The sequence below is a fragment of the Microcoleus asticus IPMA8 genome, assembly GCF_013179805.1.
GTDB classification, from domain to species: Bacteria; Cyanobacteriota; Cyanobacteriia; order Cyanobacteriales; family Microcoleaceae; genus Microcoleus; species Microcoleus asticus.
Map to the genome: position 1 here is coordinate 22,264 of NZ_SRRZ01000002.1, position 18,032 is coordinate 40,295.

Consider the following 18,032-nt stretch of genomic DNA (forward strand, 5'->3'; position numbering starts at 1 on the left):
ATAGTTATGGGATAAAATCATCGTCTTTACCGGCCATAATAGTAATAGCAGGCTTCTTGCAAAAGTGCCATTAGTTGTCAGAAAATAAAAGGCAATTTATTGTTTCAGAGTTTATAGTTATCTTAAGTCTTTGCTAAAATTTTAAGTAACTTCTTTGCTGGTAAGCCTGTAAGATGCCATATTGAAGGAACTAGAGATAGTGTTAGTATTAGGGTAATAGTAGAACCTGATGGGAGAGGAATCATTGTATTGACTAAGTGAGAAACCCGGTTCCTTTTCTCAAGTGGCTTGGCTCATAATGTGCGATAATTCACCAAAATTTTAAATAACCAAAAATGGTGAATAACGGGACTAACCAAACCCCTAAGCAAAATTCGGCTAATTGTGGCAGTATTGATGAATCAGAAAGAGCTTTTGGTGCAACCGAAAGAGCGATTGCTGAATTTCTGGAAAGAGAGGGAAAGAATGTTAAAGCCTTGGTGGAAAAAACCGATGGAGGTAGAAATCCCGATGCTGAGGTAGATGGAAAATTCACTGAATTCAAAAGTCTGGATGCCGGTGCTACAAGCGCTACAGTAAAAAATCAGATCAACAACTCGATTAGACGAGGGGGACAAGCTAGGGATATAATTATAGATGCTAGAGCGTCTGGGTTGATAGAAGCTGAGGCTGAACGAGGTTTGCAGAGGGCGAAAAATATTACACGCGGAAAAATTGATAGCGTCCGAATTATTGGCGATATCTATGACATCACTTTTACTGAGTTTCAATAAAGGAGGTTTTTATGTCTCGCACACTAGATATTTTTGTAGACTTTCCACAGGACATCGAACATTTAATCAAAGAATTAGAGTTTATATTGGCTCTTAAATTAGAGCTGGTTTCTGATGGCATTGACCACTGGTATGAGTTTCGTGACTCAACAATCACTCTTACAGTAGGAAAGCATGATTTTGAAAATGATAAAGAGCTCACATTTGAAGAATACCCTTACAACCTATCAATCAGAGCGCTGAACATCTCGAATGAACTTGATAGAAAAAAGTGGCGCGATGAGTTTGCTAGTTATGTTCTCCACAAGTTGAAAACTACCGAAAGGTATCGTTTAATGCTGGTGGATGACTTACAAGTGAAGTTAGAGGAGTTTGCGCCATTGGTGAAGGTTTGATCGAACATCATACAGGCAAGTTCTGAAACCGATTTGTAAAAACGAGGAAATGACTATGGTCACTGCTACTGCCGCACAGAAGCATTTTACTCTAAAAGAGTTCATGGCTCATCCCCCCGACCAGATGGAATGGGTGGACGGACAACTCGTGGAGAAAAATGGAGCCACGCTCAAGCATGGTAAAATTCAATCAAGCCTGGGTTGTGCTTGGGCAAATTACATGATTTCCAGCAAATAAGGAGGAGAAGTTTATATTTCACCACCTTGCCACACTAAGCAACAAATTCGCCGCCCCGATGTCGCTTATCTCACACCAGAATTAGTTGCACAATTTGGCAATCTTGCCACTTTACCCCAAAGTTTTCCGTTAATTGCCGAAATAGTTTCACCCACCGATATCGTTGAAGATGTTTTTCTCAAAGCACAGGAATATTTAGAATCTAGCTGTCAGGAAGTCTGGTTAGTTTTTCCCGAAAGTCGTTTAATATCCGTGATGACTCAAAATCAAATATTGACATTTAGATCCGGCGATACCGCCCGCACTCAACAAATCCTGGTCGGTTTTAGCATCGAGGTCGATCGATTGCTAGGGCGTCGGTACAGTATTAGAAGTTGACAACAAAAGAGATGTATGCAATTACTCGGCCAATGAATTCGACTTTATGCCCGGTTGAATTGGCAAAAGCTGAGATATTCGAGCAATAACATGGAGGTTATGGACAACAGCGACTCGACGTAAATCGAAGAGATTTTTCCTTTGTCCAAGATACCGGGCGCGGTTCCCCTGCCAATGACCAATATGGGCTAAAGAATGTTCAACCGTAGTACGCTTTCTCAAGTCGAGACGACCAGTGGTCGTGGATTGACGCGCTCGCAACTCTTGCATTAAAGCCTCATCAGGATGAATTGATACACTACGTCCTCTTTTACTATTTGTGCAGTCGGCTCTCAGAGGACAAATTGCACATTTACTCGGAGGAAAATGAACAACTTTTCCCGGCTCAAATGGGATACTTACTTGATGGGGACAAGTGATTAAATGCCGAACCCAATCTAGGAAAAAGGAATTTTTATCAAACAGGCCAGAATTTCTGACTGGCCACGACTTGCAAAATATCTTTAATTTCTCATCCCGCTGTATGACCCAATGACTAGATAAATAAGCCCGGTCAATATGTAGCTCAGTTAGGTGAATATTTTGGAGTCTTAAGTCACGTTCTAGGTCAAGTGTAGCAGCAGATTCGGGAGTATTTGCCCGAGTCAATGCTACTGCACAAACCACACCGCTATCTAAATCTTTGAGGATGTGGCGTTTATACCCGTCTATTTTTTGAGATCGGCTTTTCCGTCCATGCCGCATATCTGGGTCTTCAATAGAAATGCGACGGTCTTTTGCTACCCCTTTGATTAGAGTAGGAACTCCTTGAGAGTCTAACGTCACATTTTGGGATGCAATGACTCGGGCAACGTTGAGGGTCTCTTGAGCGAGGTCAAACCCCTGACAATGAGACTGACATTGCATCCATTCTTCTACGGAATCTAAGCTTTTTAAGATGATTGAGAGTGCATTTTGACGCTCGATTGGATGATCCCAATTTAAATCTAAGGCCGTTTTTAAGCTAGAACTATTCAGGATTGGCGCACCAGCTTCATCGGCAATTTCTGCTGACCCCCGCCCCTGTCCAGCAGCTATCACACTCACTGCTTTCCGCAAAGCATGACCCAATAGATTATATGTGTCTTCGACTTTCCCGGCTTCCCATAAAGGTGAGGAATCTAAGGCCGCTTTGAGTTGAGATGAGCCAAACCCACCTTTTTGTTTGGCAATCTCTACGGTGCGGTCAATTAAACGTTGGTCTAGTTCTTTTTTAATTAAGCCCTTTCTAAATCTCACCAAAGTGGCTTTGCTAAAAGGGGGAATTTCACACTTGAGACAATCGAGAACTAACTGCCAACGTTGATCCATCAGCATTTCTTCAATTACTTCATCATCAGAAATGCCTAAGTAGGCTTGCAGAATAATTGCCAAGGCAATTTTTGCAGGAGGAACTGGGCTGTGACCCACGGTGCTATCTTTAAAGATTGTCGCCAGTTCCTCTTGGAACTCATCATTAAATATCAATGAACGGTTTAGTCGAAGAAACGTGAAGAGCTTGGCTCGTTTAATGCGTTTGATAATCAACTCTTCATGGTCTGAAAGTTCAATTGGAGGATGCCATAAGGGAGGACGCATAGGTTTTTTCTTTTTTCCTGATGGTGAGAATTTAACAGGGTTCTCAATTCAACTATCATATCTACGCAGTTTTGTCAACTTCTAATACTGTACCGACGCCCTAGCTTAAACTAAATTCTACAACCTTTTATTTAGCAGCACGCAACACAAAACTCTCCTCTACTCCTTGCAGCGGTTCTTAAATCAAATTGCTACAATATTCTTAAGACTCCCCCAGTCCGCCTTCGCGGACTTCGTTTGTAGAGCATCAGAATTCTATTCGGTGGTATTTAATTAATATCCCACGATTATCGGAGCAAACCGCCATGTCAGACGACTTTTCCTTAGACGAGCTTTTAAATAGAAGTTACTACGCCTTCAAAGATGCAGAAAATCAAGTGGGACAGTGCAATGTTTTAGTCATCGGCAAAACCGGAGTCGGCAAAAGTACCCTGATCAATTCCGTTTTTCGCCAACGCTTAGCAGAAACCGGAGTCGGCCGCCCCATCACTCAAGGCATTCGCCAATATACAAAACCGAATTGCCCAATTACAGTCTACGATACTCCCGGACTCGAACTCAACGCCGAACAAATTAAAGTTATTCAATTAAACGTTGCTAAACTGATTGAAGACCAAAGACTCCTGCACCCTAAAGAACACATTCACGTCATTTGGTACTGCATCAATCACAACGCCAATAGAATAGAATCTGTCGAGGAAAACTGGCTAAAAGAAATGGAAGTTAAAGATGTACCAGTGATTTTAGTGCTGACTCAGACGACATCTAAAAAGCCGAGCGAGTTTTTCAAGCAACTGGAACACATGAATTTGCCAGTCAGTCAAATTATCCCCGTCATGGCTGAACCGGAAGAAATTGATGAGGATTATACAGTAAAATCTCACGGTTTAGATAAGTTGGTCGATGCAACTTTTCAACTGCTGCCCGAAGTAGCTAAAAAAGCTTTTGTTAAAGAACAAATTGCCAATATTGCGCTCAAATCCGATATGGCATTTAAGTATCTAAGTGCTTATGTTGCAGGTTCTGCCATTGTCGGTGCGACTCCTGTACCGTTTGCTGATGCGCCGATTTTGATGACGATGCAAACGGCAATGATTGCTAATATTACTGTAATTTTTGGGATGCCCTTTGATAAGGGCTTTATTTCGGCGATGCTGTCTGCTATTAGCGGCACAGGCGGGGTGACTGCTGTTGGCAGAAGTATTGTGACTAATTTGATTAAAATGATTCCTGGTGCTGGTACTGTTGTCGGCGGTGCTATCTCCGGTGCAACGGCAGCAGCTCTCACGCTTGCCCTCGGTTTGGCTTACATTGAAGTGCTTAAAGCTTATATGAAAGCTCAAATTAATGGGGAAGAACTTTCTTTGCAGCAGTTAACCAAGATGTTTGTGGAAATGTACAAAGATTATGCTAGTTCTGGGCGTAAAACTTTGAAGGATGAGCAACAGAATCAACCTAAACCTCCCAATCAAATTAATATTGAGTAAATTGGGCATGGGGCATAGGGCATAGGGCATAGGTTATTTGTTAGTTCCAATTCCCAATTCCCCATTACCAATTGATTGCTACAATATCAGTGAATTCTGCATAAGGAAGTAAATAGCTATGGTAATGGCAGCGGTTTTATCAGAAAATGTTTCTCTAGAAGACTTTATGGCTAATCCCCCCGAGTGCATGGAATGGGTGGACGGGCAAATCGCGGAGAAAAATGGCATGACAGTAAAACACAGTCGAATCCAATCTAGACTAGATCGTTCTTGGGGAAATTACAAAGATTCTAGCGGACAAGGCGGCGAAGTGTATGTCGAAGTTCCTTGTCATACTGACAGGCGAGTGCGCCGTGCTGATGTAGCTTATCTGACTCCTGAACTTGTGGCTCAATTTGGCGATGTTTCTACTTTGCCTCAAAGTCCGCCGTTAATTGCTGAAATAGTTTCTCCTATTGATAGTGCGGAAGAGATTTTTCTTAAAGCACAAGAGTATTTAGATTCGGGTTGTCTGGAAGTTTGGATAGTTTTTCCAGAAAGTCGCTGGATATTGATCGTGACTCAAACTCAAAAGTTAAGCTTTAACCAGGGTTCTACCGTCAGCACTCAGTTAGTGCTGACGGGTTTTAGTGTTGCTGTTGAGGAGTTGTTGGCTTGAAGGCAAAAATTAGTTACGTATAAGTGCTTTCTGGCAGAGTTCGCCCGCGATCCTCGTGATAATTTGTGAAACAGTCCTTGACAAAATGCCGATCGCCCCAGGCAATTAATAAAAAATTTTAGCAATAAAAAGTGCAGTTGTAAATTTGCACAAAATCACCAACAGCGGTAAAATACTCATTGCTTTGTTTGCAAATCTAGCGTAAATTCCAATTGGGAATTAAAACGAATAATTGAAATATGTCTAAGACTTACACTGTTGAATTGATCCACCAAGGCTCTACCTATACGGTTGAAGTGCCGGAAGATAAACAAATTCTGCAGGCGGCCAATGCTGCGGGAATCGATCTGCCGAACTCTTGCAATGCGGGGGTTTGTACTACTTGCGCCGCTAAAGTTATTGAGGGTGAAGTTGAGCAAGTTGATTGCATGGGCGTTAGTCCCGAACTTCAGGCAGAAGGTTATGTGTTGCTATGCATTGCTTATCCCCGATCGAACTTGAAGATAGAAACCGAAAAAGAAGACATTGTGTACGATCGCCAGTTCGGTAAATCCTAGGACTAAGCTAAAATTTACCTAAGTACCGATCTCCGTAAAACCACTATGGATCGCCCGATGACTACCCATTTCATTTCCGCAGAAGTTGACCTCCACGATACCGCCGAAGAATTGCACTCGGCTATTGAAATTGAACTGCAAAAGCACGGGGAACCCCTGCGGTGGGCAGTCACAGACGTGGATGTCGATCGGCAAAAGGCTGTGGTAGAAGGCTACGTGCTCGTGGAAGCATCCCCCGTAACAGTGTGAACCGGCGCCCTTTAACAGTGGTTTTGATAGTCCCCACAGGCGTTGGAGCCTCGATTGGTGGGTTTGCAGGAGATGCGCTGCCCGTTGCTAGGGCGATCGCCCAAATTTCAGACACCCTGATCACTCACCCCAACGTCCTCAACGGCGCTCAACTTTATTGGCCGATACCTAACGCTCTCTACGTTGAAGGTTACGCCCTTGACAAATTTGCGGCAGGATGCTGGGGCTTACAACAGGTACATCAAAATCGCATCGGCTTAATCCTAGATGCCGGCATTGAACCAGACTTGCAGTTGCGGCACTTGCAAGCCGTTGATGCTGCTAGAGCCACATTAGGTTTGAATATAACGGATTGTGTTTTAACCGATAGCCCCCTGCAAGTAGAATTGCGTATTTCCGAATCAGGGGCATCCTGGGGGACTATCGGCAATCCAGACAGTTTATTGCGCGCTGCAGAAAAATTGATCGAACAAGCAAGAGTAGAGGCGATCGCAGTTGTAGCCAGATTTCCCGACGATGAAGGCAGCCTCGCCCTCGAAAACTACCGCCGCGGCAAAGGAGTTGACCCCCTCGCCGGCGCGGAAGCTGTCATCAGCCACCTCATCGTCAGGACGTTTAAAATCCCCTGCGCCCACGCCCCCGCGTTGTCTGCGCTTCCCCTCGATCCGCACCTGTCCCCGCGATCGGCTGCTGAGGAAATCGGCTATACTTTCCTACCTTGCGTCCTTGCCGGCCTCAGCAAAGCTCCCCAATTTGTCACTCCTAGTGTGGGACAGGCATCTTGCCTGTCGCAGGTATTGGGCGGGCAAGATGCCCGCACGCAGGTATTGGGCGGGCATCTTGCCCGCCCCACAAGAGAGACATTCTATGCAAACAGGCGAGATTTCGAGTCCCAGGATTTGTGGGCCGATCGAGTCGATGCGGTGGTGATACCCGCCACAGCCTGCGGCGGCAGTGCTATTCTGAGTTTGAGCGGGCGATCGTGCGTACAAATCATCGCTGTGGGCGACAACAAAACCCAGATGCAGGCGACTCCAGAAAAACTCGGAATCAAAGCTTTGCAGGTAAACTCATATTTAGAGGCGATCGGAGTTTTGGTCGCTTTGCGAGCCGGCATCAGTCCAGCTTCCTTGGGTGCAGACATCTCCTCCCTGCCTTGTTTGTCTGACTCAACAAAACAAATTTAAAATCTCAAACCTCAAATCTAAAAGTGATTAAGTGGCAGAAAAACTTCCCGGAAATCCTGAAATTGAACCCTTGACGCGCACCCAAGTTTTAGTAGCAATGGGCGTGACAGCAATTATGTTGCTGGCGGTAGCTAAATTGTGGTTGCTATTTGGATCGGTATCGCTTTTGCCAGTCAAATTGATAGGAATGGACTTGCTCAAAGGATGTGCGCTCGGACTGGCAATTACAGGCGGCAGTGCGATCGTTTATCACCTCTGGCCCGGTTATCGCCGGAGTGCGGATGTGTACTTGGAAGTAGTGCTCAAACCTTTGTTTTGGCCTGATTTAATTTGGCTGGGACTGCTGCCGGGACTTAGCGAAGAATTGCTATTTCGAGGGGTGATGCTGTCTGCTTTGGGATTGAATGTTACCAGTTTAGTTTTATCGAGTTTTTGTTTCGGCATTCTGCACTTGGGAGGCATGGATCAGTGGCCTTATGCTGTTTGGGCAACGGCTGTCGGATTGCTGTTGGGTTACAGCGTTTTAGCTACTGGGAATTTGTTAGTGCCAATTACGGCTCATATCTGCACGAATTTGATTTCTAGCTGTGTTTGGAAGTGGGAAAATCATGCGGTGAAGCGGTAGGATAAATGGATATCGACCATAAACCGGGCGATTGAAATCGCTAACAAGGCGATCGCACAGCCAAAGTCCGATCGTTTTTTCGCTTGGCTGCAACATCAATGGTGAGGTATTTGCCTGACACATAGCAAGTTCGATGCTCTGTTTGGACTCACAATTTGTTCAACTCCCGATAATAGGAATTATGAAAAATCTTCCTACAGTCATGAGGTTGGGTGGAACGAAGTGCAACCCAACCTACTTTTGTTATTTTTGCATAATTTTTCATAATTCCTATAAGAGGGAGGATGGAGATTAATTGAGCAATAGGAATCCTACACCAGAATAATCCCGGTGTTTTTAGACCTGGGAGTGTCAAGCAGGTTTCGCCTCGATCACACTTACTGGCCCTTTTGTTTCTATCATATTAGTCACTTTAAACCCTGCGGAGGAAAGTAAATGATAAAATTCATCCTTTGTCCGCATGAAAGTACCCCCCAGAATGAACAAAGTTAAGCTACCCATGCCAATAAATGGCGACATTTTGCCTTCAGGCAACATAAAATCAACAATCATCAGCCGATCTTTAGCTGTCATAGCTTGATAGCAATTTTTAAGAATTGTAATAGCATGATCATCTTCCCAATTGAGGAGGACACGAGAGAGTAAGTAAAGATCGCCAGTAGGGGGAACCGCATCAAAAAAGCTGCCTCCAACTATTTGACACCTATCTGCAACTCCAGCCACTTCCAAAACCGGATTTGCATCGACAACAACATCTTCGCGATCGAACAAAATAGCTTGTAGCTTGGGATTCGCATTCAGAATCACAGCCGTTAGAGTTCCAATTCCCCCTCCAACATCCACAAGTGTCTTAACGTCAGAAAAATCATAAGCTTCAAGCACCGGAAGCAGCCACTCCCTTGTTGTCTCCTTCATCCACTCATTAAAATTTACTGCCGCATCAGAATTCTGCTTCAAATAGCTATAAAAATTAGTCTTAAAAGTATGTTCAAATGGAGTTTCTCCAGTCTTTATACCGTAGAGTAAATTCCCCCATCCCTGATAGAGTTCGTCACCCATTCCCAAAACCGTACCTCGTAAAGAATCAGAAGTACCCGTTAGGAGATGTTTTCCCAGAGAATTTAATTTAAACTTGTCATTATCTTCGAGAGAAAATACACCAACGCTTACTAGCATACGCATCAGGTGATAAATACCCTGAGAATTTACACCAGCAGCTTTCGCAAGTTCATCAGTGGTCTTAGAACCCTCACCCAGAATATCTGCAATTTCTAGTTTTGCCGCTACAAAAAGAGCCTGGGATATTTTAAACCCATACATCATTTCTAGTAGCAATGACGATGACTTTTCGCCTTCTGGTTGTGCATTCTCTGTATATAAAGTCATAAGTTCTCCTTAAAAAATCATCTATTTAAAAATTGCAGAGGTAAGTAGTTGGGCTTCAACCCTCTTAAAAAGTACGTAGTTGGGCTTCAGCCCTCTTAATGCGCCCAAGCGGTAAGTACCTTAATCATCCCATCCTTTTCCATAATCTCTTACCGGATATTCTACCCATGCACTTCTTAGCCACTCTCTTCCATGATACTCTAAATACCAATGTACGCTACTTGCTGACCAATCATAAGGAGATTTTGCCCAGCCATGTTTGACAGGATTGTAATGGATATAATTAATGGTGGTATAATAATGTCTTTCCGAACGAATAGCGCGATCGCTAAACGAATGCCACATTTTACCTGTAAGATTCTCCTCAAGATTCCATTGTCGAGCTAACGGGCCGTGAATGGAACGAAAGAGTACACTTAAGTGTGACATATTAATATGATGCACTAAGAGATGATAATGATTTGGTAAAACTCCCCAAGCATTAATTTCTATACCATTTGAAATAAAAGTATCAAAAATTATATCTAAAAGTTGCTGACGGCGTTCCTGAGTATTAATGCGAGATTTATGCTCAAAACAACTAACTGTAAGATGGTAAAATTCAGAATCTTGCACTGGATGAGGTGGAGAATGAGCAGGATATCCCTTAGCCAACCTTTGATTGACAAGTTGCACCCGTCCTTCTAGTGTCAATAATTTACGATATTCATACATAAAGGTAAGTAGTTGGGCTTTAGCCCTCTTTAAAAAGTAAGTAATAGGGCTGAAGCCCTCTTTAAAAAATACGTAATTGGGCTTCAGCCATAAGAGGGCTGAAGCCCAACTACTTACCTAATCAAGATATACTCTAAGTTGTTCAGCCATAACCTGAACATGAGGGGGATAATTCATAGTAATATGATTTCCCGGCACTTCTCGAACCTCTACTCCTCCAGTAGCAACCTCAATCCAAGGTAATTCTGGATTTTTGGCATTAACTTCATTTTGTTCGGTAGCACGGAAAAATATAATTCGACCTCCATAAGTTTGAGGGATGTAATTTAGCATCGATTGGGCGTGTACTTTAAAAAGATGAAGAAACTGGCGAATCTGAGGTAAACCAAAATCGGGAGGCACTACCCTATTAGCGATCTTTACCTGCTCCAAAAAGTAGAGAAGTTGCTCATCTGGAGCAAGTTTTTGAAGGACATCCATAGAAAGAGACAGATTGAAACCAACGCCTAGTAAATACAGCAAAATTGCTGTATCATCTTCAGTTTCTAAAACTGGCATTTGGCCTGGACCAGGAGTATCTATTAAAGTTAGCAGTGCTATCTTTTCACCTTGGGCATGGAGTTGCTGTGCCATCTCAAAAGCAACAGTGCCTCCAAAGGAAGAACCACCCAAAAAATAGGGACCTTCAGGTTGTTGAACTCGCACTGCTTCAATATAGCGAGCAGCCATTTCCTCAACTTTAGTAAAGGACTCAGTTTCCCCATCTGAGACGTGCGCTTGTATTCCAAATACAGGCCGATCAGAACCTAGATAACGTGCTAAATCCCGATAAATGTAAACGTGACCGCCTACCGGATGAACTAAGAACAAAGGTTGTTTAAAACTACCGCGCTGAATTTCTACTAACAAAGATTCAGAAGCTGGCTGGAGTGGCTGGTTAGTATTATCAGATAAGTCGGAATTGTCTTTAATTAATGCAGCCAAAGCTGCAACAGTCGATGATTGCAATAGGCTATGGGGAGACAAGGATTTTTGCAGTGTTTCGTTTAATTTAGTTATTAGTTGAACGGCTAATAAGGAGTCTCCGCCTAAATCAAAAAAATCATCATGAATCCCAACTTGCTCGATACCGAGAAATTCTTGCCAGATACTAGCAATAGTTTGCTCAATTTCTTCTCTAGGAGCAATATAGGTATTGTCTAAATTCGGTCTAGAGTGGTGTGGTGTTGAATCGACTGTTTGGGAATTTTCATCTGGTAAAGATGCAATTTTAATCGGTTGCTCGATTCCTGGTGCTTCAATCCAATAACGTTGGCGCTCAAACGGATAGGTCGGCAATGGGAGACGATAACGCTGCTCATCAGCATAAAATTTAGACCAATCTATTTGTACTCCTCCTAACCAGAGTTTACCCAATGTAGTAAGTAAGAAAGCTAAATCTGAATTTTGGTCTTGTGGATGGCGCAATGAAGAAAGTACAATCTGCTCAGCCACCTTATGAGGATGCTGTTTTGCAAGCGTGTTCAACGTCCGTCCGGGCCCCACTTCTAGCAATATTTGATTCTGGTCTTTTAATAGCTGTTGTAACCCATCTGCAAATCGTACTGTTTGGCGCAGATGTTGAGCATAATAATTCGGATTTGTTGCCTCAGTTGCTGTAATCCAATTACCCGTTACATTGGAGATGTAGGGGATTTTAGGCGAGTTCAGCTTAACTTTTTTCACCTGTTGGGTGAATGGTTCTAAAATTGGCTCCATCATCTGTGAATGGAAGGCATGAGAAGTGTGCAATCGGCGACACTCTACACCTTTTGCGAGTAGTTCTTGTGCCAATTCATCTACGGCATCACTAGCACCTGAAACCACGCTCATAGATGCTCCATTAATCACAGCTAAATCGAGTTTATTGCCCAAAAATGCTTGCACTTGCTGTTCTGGAAGTGGAACTGCAAGCATGGAACCACTCGGCAGTTGTTGCATTAATTTACCTCGTGCAGCTACCAAGGACAAGCCATCTTCCAAGGAAAAAACACCCGCCAAACAAGCAGCTACATATTCACCAATGCTATGACCAATCATCGCTTTGGGATGCACTCCCCAAGACATCCACAATTTAGCTAAAGCGTACTCGATCGCAAACAGTGCTGGTTGTGTAATCGCAGTCTGTTTTAGTTGGTTTGTAGCTGCTTCTGCTTGTGATTCACTTGGATAAAGTACGTCGCGCAGATCAATTTCCAAGTGAGGTTTAAGAATTTCCGAACATAGCTCGATTTGTTCGCGAAATGTTGGTTCAACTTGGTAGAGTTCCAAGCTCATATTGATGTACTGCGAACCCTGTCCTGAAAACATAAATACGACAGGTCGATCTTTAGACTCTTGGAAGCTAGTAAAAACTCGTTTTGCATCGAGAGTGTCGAGGGTAGTAATACCCTCTTCAATGTCATTACAAACTACTATGCGTCTATGGCTGAAAGCTCTTCTACCAACTTGAAGCGTATAAGCAACATCAGCAAGATTTTCATCTGGATGTTGCTTTAAATGTTCGCTCAAATTTACCGTTGCAGTATCAAGTGCAGAGCTAGTTTTTGCCGATAAAACCAACAGTTGTGATGGTCTAGATTCTCCAGATTTTTCGACAGTAGGCGCTTCTTCTAGTACCACATGAGCATTAGTTCCACCGATGCCAAAAGAACTAACTCCAGCACGACGGGGAGTTTTACCTGCTTTCCATTCGGAAAGCTTAGTATTGACATAAAAAGGACTGTTTACAAAATCAATCTTGGGATTAGGCTGTTCAAAATGCAAGCTAGGCGGTATTAACTTGTGTTTGAGAGCTTGGACAGTTTTGATTAAGCCAGTGACACCAGCAGCAATATCCAAATGTCCGATATTGGATTTGGCAGAACCGATCGCACAGAAGCCTTTTTTCTTAGTTTCGAGTGAGAAAGCTTGCGTCAGCGCCGCAATTTCGATAGGATCTCCCAGGGGTGTTCCGGTTCCGTGAGCTTCTATATAGCTGACGGTTTCAGGGGGAATTTCTGCGAGCGCCAGAGCATCTGCGATCGCCTGCGCCTGACCATCTATACTGGGAGCTGTATAGCCAATTTTAAAAGCACCATCATTATTGAGCGCAGAACCTTTAATCACCGCATGAATATAATCTCCATCCGCGATCGCCTCCTCTAATCTTTTCAAAACCACAATTCCCACACCGCTACCGCTAACAGTTCCCTGTGCCTTAGCATCAAAGGCTCTACAGTGTCCGTCTGGTGAAAGAATCATTCCCTCTTTATAAAAATATCCTGCCTTTTGGGTAACGCCTATAGAAACCCCACCAGCCAAAGCCATATCGCATTGGTAATTCAGCAAGCTTTGGCAAGCCATGCTAATAGCAACCAATGAAGTAGAACAGGCTGTTTGGACAGTAATACTCGGTCCTTTAAAGTTTAATTTGTAAGAAACGCGAGTTGACATAAAATCTTTTTCATTGGCGATCGCAAGTTGGAAATCTCCAACCGATTCTCTAAGTTGGTGATTAGGATAAAGGTTATTCAAAAAATAAGTATTGAAACTCCCTGCGCCTGCGTAAACCCCTATCGAACCTTCGTAAGTTTCCGAGTTATAGCCAGAACTTTCTAGAGCCTGCCAAGCCGACTCCAAGAAAAAGCGGTGTTGTGGATCTGTGATTTCAGCTTCTCTAGGATTAAACCCAAAGAATGAAGCATCAAATAACTCAATATCTTCTAGTACGCCTCTTGCTTTTACATAGCGGGGGTCACGCACCACTGATTGGTCAATACCTAAAGATTCTAGTTCTTGTTCGGAGAAGAAAGAAATAGATTCTACACCATCACGTAGATTTTCCCAAAAATCATCCACATTTTTAGCACCAGGAAAACGACCTGCCATGCCGATGATAGCGATACCTTCTATAGAGTTGGTAGTCTCAGAGTTATCCATTTTTATTCTTTCCTTGCAAGCGCTGTTTTTGCTTTTGGCGATTGATTGCTTCTTTCTGTTTTTTAATGTGTTCTCGACTTTGCCCAACAGAGGATTTTGCCTCGGGTTCCTCACTTAAATATTTTGCCAAAGAGCTGATGGTTGGATATTTAAACATCTCAATCATTGAAACATCTCTGTCGATCGCTTCTCTCAGTTTACTATGAGCTTGAGCCATCAGTAATGAATGACCGCCTAAATCGAAGAAATTATCATCGACACCGACTTTCTCTAGGTGTAATACCTGTTGCCAAACTGTAGCAATAGATTGTTCAACTTCAGTTTGGGGTGCGATATAAGTTGTTTCCAATTGTGGGTTAATAGCATCGGGAGCTGGCAGTGCCTTACGATCTACTTTGCCATTGGGTGTCAACGGCAATTCATCTACAATCACAAAGACCGAAGGAATCATGTAGTCAGGTAAGCGCTCTTTAAGATAATCTCTCAACTGTTTACGTAATTCTTCAGTGTGATAGTTTTGACTTGTTTTGCGACCACCTTGAGAGAACAATAATTTATAGAAAGGGGTTTGTTTAAACACTTTTTTATGGTGATAAGATTCGTATTTAAACTCAATAAATTCCCCATTTTTCCTAATCAAGCGACCTTCAAGTTTATAGTCAGGGTTCAGGTTATTATCACATAGAGTTCCAATACAAACTGCTTTGATTATATCTCCTTCTGAAACCTGAATTCCCGGATAGAATACCGGAAAGTAGACAGGTAGCCAGCAATACTCATGCTCGATAATATCTATAACTTCTCCTTCAATTGTGTGTAAGTTCAGCCAGACTAAAAAGCCGTCCAATCTTGACTCTTTTGTGATGTTGAGATTAATTTCAATACGGTATTCTGGGTTAAGGTGAGTATTGAAGTTCAAATCTTCAAAAGTATCGCTGTTTGAGAGCAGATGAGATTTGGGAAATTTCTTAATAGATAATCTTAGATCGAAAGGATATCCAACTTGCTCGAAAATTTTATCGGTGTAATAACCAGAAACATCGTTAAACTGTGGATTGTTTAACAATTCATCGGGAAGATAAGCAGCAGCTATTTTGGTAATGCTTCTCTGAGGAATCATGATTCCATCTTCCTTCAGAAATCTGCGGGCGCTATTTAAAATCACTGCTGCACCTTCGCATCCGCCAATGGCACCGACGATTTCTGAGAGACATACGTCAGCCTGTTCGGGCAAGTTAACCTGGGTTGCATCACCATGAATTAAAGTTATCTTGTTTTCCCAACCCAGATTTTTAATGCAAGCTTTTGCCAGCCTGTAAGATTCCTCACTTCTCTCAATCGCATATACCTTTTTGGCTCCTGCTTCTATACAAAACCTAGCTAAAATCGCATCTTTACCCGTACCAACCTCAACAACTACTCGATCTTTTACCAACTGGTTAATGGCTACTTTGTAGCTATGATTTCTACGCTCATCATTGGTCATGGCATAATATAACAATTCGTCATAGACGAAGTATTCTGCTACTGATGGCCATAATTCGATCTTACCTGGTTCTTGGCTCTCCTGCTGATGTAATGGTTGGATATGTTTCTCTTCAGGAACTATATAAGCTACCAAGCGCTTGTCGCCCGGTACATCCTCGCGGTTTACTGCTATAGCTTGTCGGACAGCGGTGTGTTGGCTCAACACGGCATCGATCTCGCCGAGTTCGATGCGGAAGCCGCGAATTTTCACTTGGTGGTCGATGCGACCCAAAAATTCGATATTGCCGTCAGGTAAGTAACGGGCTAAGTCACCAGTTTTATAGAGGCGAGAACCTGATTCGTTGCTAAAGGGGTTGGGAATAAAGCGCTCGGCAGTGAGTTCAGGCCGATTGAGGTAGCCCCGCGCTAAACCATCACCGCCAAGGTATAACTCTCCGGGTACACCGATAGGGACAAGTTGTTTTTGAGCATCTAGTAGAAAACACTGTGTATTGGAGATGGGGCAACCGATAGGAACAGTTGTAGCTTCTTCTGGAACATCCTGCACTAAGTAGCAGGTGGTCAAGGTTGTATTTTCAGTAGGTCCATAACCGTTAAGCAGTCGCTGAGGTGAAGCCTTCTTGAGTACATCTTTGACGCATTTAGGCTCCATAGCTTCTCCTCCAACTATAAGGTGTTGCACCAAATGAAAAGCCGATGGGATTTCTCTAGCTATCAAATTGAACAAGCCAGTAGTCAAGAATAACACAGTGATACCTTGCCCTTGGATTTGAGCCGCAAAGTCATGAGGAGAAAGTGCTACATCTTTGGTTATAACAACGAGCTTAGCCCCGTTAAGTAACGCTCCCCAAATCTCAACTGTAGCGGCATCAAATGAAAAGTTTGAGGCAAAAGCTACTATATCGTTTGGTTGCAAACTAATATAGTTCGTGTTGAGTACCAAGCGGTTGACTCCTCGGTGAGGAACAGTAACTCCCTTGGGTTTCCCTGTAGATCCTGATGTGTAGATAACGTAGGCTAGATTTTCAGGAGTCACTTGGCTCGAAGGGTTTTCCTCGCTGTGGAAAGCAATTTCTTCCCAGTCTGTGTCTAGACAAACGATACGCCCTTGATGTTTGGGAAGAGATTTCACTAACTGCGCCTGAGTCAGCAGCACTGGTACAGAGGCATCTTCTAACATGAAAGCCAAACGCTCTGGGGGATAGGCTGGGTCTAGCGGCACATAAGCTCCACCAGCCTTGAGAATGCCCAACAGTCCCACGATCATTTCCAAGGATCGCTCTACACAGATGCCTACCAATACCTCTGGCCCCACACCCAAATTCCGAAGGTGGTGCGCTAGCTGATTCGCTCGTTGATTGAGATCTTTATAGGTAAGTTGCTTGTCTTCAAAGACTAATGCAATAGCATCGGGCGTGAGATCTACTTGCTCTTCAAATAACTGATGTATGCACGCATCTTTGGGGTAATCAGTTTCAGTATTATTCCACGCTGCTAATTGCTGCCGTTCCAACTCAGTCAAGAGGGGCAACTCGGCAATTTTCTGCTCTGGGTTAGCAACAATTCCTTCCAGTAAAGTTTGAAAATGCCCTACCATCCGCTCGATCGTGTCAGCATTAAACAAATCTCTGCTGTACTCAAAATGACCGACTATGCCTTCTGGTCTTTCCTGTAATTCCAGGGTTAAATCAAATTTTGCCGTTTCGGTATCAAGATCCAACTGGCTCCAATTCAGCATCGAATCAACGCCTGACATTGGCGGTTGCAAAACAAAAGCAACTTGAAACAGGGGATTTTGACCTAAATTCCGCTCTGGGTACAGTGCTTCTACCAACTTCTCAAAAAGCAAATCTTGGTAAGCAAATGCTCCTAAAGTCACTTCCCGCACTCTTTCTAGCAACTGCCAGAAAGTCGGGTTGTCCTTGAGATCGGTACGCAGTACCAATGTGTTGACAAAGCACCCAATTAGCTGCTGAATCTCTGGCTGTTTCCTTCCTGCGGTGACAGTGCCTACAACAATGTCTGTCTGCCCCGTGTAGCGATAGAGTAAGGTTTTGAAGGCTGCCAGCAGTGTCATGTAGATGGTAACGCCTTCTTTATGACTTAATGAGGCGATCGCCTCACTTAAAGTTTGAGGTAGCGCTACATATTGCCTTGCACCGCGAAAGTTTTGCATTGGCGAGCGCATTCGGTCAGTTGGCAGTTGCAGTGTTGGCAAATCGGCTAGTTGCTGCTTCCAGTACCTCAGTTGGTTGGTTTCTTCACGTAGTAGTTCTTCAATCGGAGCTTTAATTGACACTTGCTTGCACCCTGTTTGATT

Annotated in this window: 14 protein-coding genes and 1 pseudogene; 10 read left to right on the top strand and 5 right to left on the bottom strand. The window is 43.4% G+C overall.

What is annotated here, in order from left to right:
- Positions 1 to 335 precede the first annotated feature (335 nt).
- From E5S67_RS00875 to E5S67_RS34335, 4 genes are read left to right on the top strand one after another with little or no spacing between them, the layout of a single operon-like run.
- Entirely contained in the window at positions 336 to 773 is a 438-nt protein-coding gene (locus E5S67_RS00875) for a CdiA C-terminal domain-containing protein (protein WP_172184557.1), read from the top strand.
- An 11-nt stretch (positions 774 to 784) separates the two neighbouring features.
- Entirely contained in the window at positions 785 to 1,168 is a 384-nt protein-coding gene (locus E5S67_RS00880) for a hypothetical protein (RefSeq protein ID WP_172184559.1), read from the top strand.
- Positions 1,169 to 1,223: 55 nt separating this feature from the next.
- Positions 1,224 to 1,406 carry a hypothetical protein gene (locus tag E5S67_RS34330; protein WP_339382785.1) on the top strand — a complete coding sequence of 61 codons (183 nt, stop codon included), beginning with the start codon at positions 1,224 to 1,226 and terminating at the stop codon, positions 1,404 to 1,406.
- 15 nt (positions 1,407 to 1,421) lie between these two features.
- Positions 1,422 to 1,784, top strand: a complete 363-nt coding sequence (locus E5S67_RS34335; RefSeq protein ID WP_339382788.1) for a Uma2 family endonuclease — start codon at positions 1,422 to 1,424, stop codon at positions 1,782 to 1,784.
- Positions 1,785 to 1,805: 21 nt separating this feature from the next.
- Here the strand turns inward: E5S67_RS34335 and E5S67_RS00890 are convergent, their stop codons facing one another.
- A complete protein-coding gene (locus E5S67_RS00890) occupies positions 1,806 to 3,401 on the bottom strand; it encodes an IS1182 family transposase (protein WP_172184561.1) in 1,596 nt (531 codons plus the stop codon).
- 305 nt (positions 3,402 to 3,706) lie between these two features.
- Between E5S67_RS00890 and E5S67_RS00895 the strand changes: the two genes are divergently transcribed.
- The 6 genes from E5S67_RS00895 (at position 3,707) to E5S67_RS00920 (ending at position 8,164) form a co-directional block, all read left to right on the top strand.
- Positions 3,707 to 4,888, top strand: coding sequence for a YcjF family protein (locus E5S67_RS00895; protein ID WP_172184563.1), 1,182 nt, complete (start codon positions 3,707 to 3,709; stop codon positions 4,886 to 4,888).
- A gap of 118 nt (positions 4,889 to 5,006) precedes the next feature.
- Positions 5,007 to 5,546, top strand: coding sequence for a Uma2 family endonuclease (locus E5S67_RS00900; protein ID WP_172184565.1), 540 nt, complete (start codon positions 5,007 to 5,009; stop codon positions 5,544 to 5,546).
- A gap of 239 nt (positions 5,547 to 5,785) precedes the next feature.
- The gene (locus tag E5S67_RS00905; RefSeq protein WP_006631117.1) at positions 5,786 to 6,103 is read left to right on the top strand and encodes a 2Fe-2S iron-sulfur cluster-binding protein; all 318 of its coding nucleotides are present in this window, start codon (positions 5,786 to 5,788) and stop codon (positions 6,101 to 6,103) included.
- Positions 6,104 to 6,160: 57 nt separating this feature from the next.
- Positions 6,161 to 6,352 carry a hypothetical protein gene (locus E5S67_RS00910; RefSeq protein ID WP_172184567.1) on the top strand — a complete coding sequence of 64 codons (192 nt, stop codon included), beginning with the start codon at positions 6,161 to 6,163 and terminating at the stop codon, positions 6,350 to 6,352.
- Positions 6,349 to 7,539, top strand: coding sequence for a DUF3326 domain-containing protein (locus E5S67_RS00915; protein WP_172184569.1), 1,191 nt, complete (start codon positions 6,349 to 6,351; stop codon positions 7,537 to 7,539). The genes E5S67_RS00910 and E5S67_RS00915 overlap by 4 nt, the downstream gene beginning before the upstream one ends.
- Before the next feature lie 31 nt (positions 7,540 to 7,570).
- On the top strand, positions 7,571 to 8,164 hold the full coding sequence (locus E5S67_RS00920) for a CPBP family glutamic-type intramembrane protease (protein WP_172184571.1): 594 nt from the start codon (positions 7,571 to 7,573) through the stop codon (positions 8,162 to 8,164).
- Between the two features lie 351 nt (positions 8,165 to 8,515).
- On the opposite strand, the gene E5S67_RS00925 is transcribed toward E5S67_RS00920, so the two are convergent.
- From E5S67_RS00925 to E5S67_RS33025, 4 genes and pseudogenes are all read right to left on the bottom strand, one after another.
- Positions 8,516 to 9,550 (bottom strand): methyltransferase, encoded by a 1,035-nt coding sequence (locus tag E5S67_RS00925; RefSeq protein ID WP_172184573.1) that lies wholly within the window; start codon positions 9,548 to 9,550, stop codon positions 8,516 to 8,518.
- Positions 9,551 to 9,670: 120 nt separating this feature from the next.
- The gene (locus E5S67_RS00930; protein WP_246276569.1) at positions 9,671 to 10,243 is read right to left on the bottom strand and encodes an REP-associated tyrosine transposase; all 573 of its coding nucleotides are present in this window, start codon (positions 10,241 to 10,243) and stop codon (positions 9,671 to 9,673) included.
- 138 nt (positions 10,244 to 10,381) lie between these two features.
- Positions 10,382 to 14,224 carry a type I polyketide synthase gene (locus tag E5S67_RS00935; RefSeq protein ID WP_172184577.1) on the bottom strand — a complete coding sequence of 1,281 codons (3,843 nt, stop codon included), beginning with the start codon at positions 14,222 to 14,224 and terminating at the stop codon, positions 10,382 to 10,384.
- A pseudogene (locus tag E5S67_RS33025) lies at positions 14,217 to 17,966 on the bottom strand (amino acid adenylation domain-containing protein); the annotation flags it as partial. The gene E5S67_RS00935 and the pseudogene E5S67_RS33025, both read right to left, overlap by 8 nt.
- Between the last annotated feature and the right edge of the window lie 66 nt (positions 17,967 to 18,032).